Source organism: Streptomyces sp. ATLC9 (assembly GCF_057196705.1).
Genome location: NZ_JBXUOY010000613.1, coordinates 1 through 397, shown reverse-complemented (window position 1 = coordinate 397; position 397 = coordinate 1). Strand labels below are relative to the sequence as shown.

1 protein-coding gene is annotated in these 397 nt (G+C 80.9%); it reads right to left on the bottom strand.

Annotated features, from left to right (window positions below; genetic code table 11):
• On the bottom strand, positions 1 to 397 hold a 397-nt coding region (locus AC2CJA_RS27315; protein WP_484605290.1), incomplete at both ends, for a cell division protein PerM.

Here is a 397-nt window from a genome sequence, read left to right as displayed (position 1 = left end):
CGCCACGCACCACGCGGCGAGCAGTCCGCCCGCCAGCGGGACCGGAAGCGCCACGGCCCAGGTCGCGAGGGTGCCCGGCCCCTCGGCCGGTACGGCGGCCAGCAGCGGGAAGTCCGGCAGCGGCGGCAGGCCGGTCACGGCCGCGGGCCGTACGGCGCTGCCTCCTCCGAGCGTGAACCCGGGGCCGAGGCCGTACGCCGCGCCCCAGACGGCCGCGTTGGGCGTCAGGGCCAGGGCGAGCAGCAGGACAGCGGCCAGCCCGGACGTGCTCGGTGCCGTCGGCACCGGTGCCGGGAAGGCGGACTGCCGGGCGGTGACCGCATGCCAGAGCAGAGCGCCCCCGGCCAGCAGCGCGCCCCCGGCGCACAGCGCCGCGGTGGCCGCGGCGGCGCCGCGC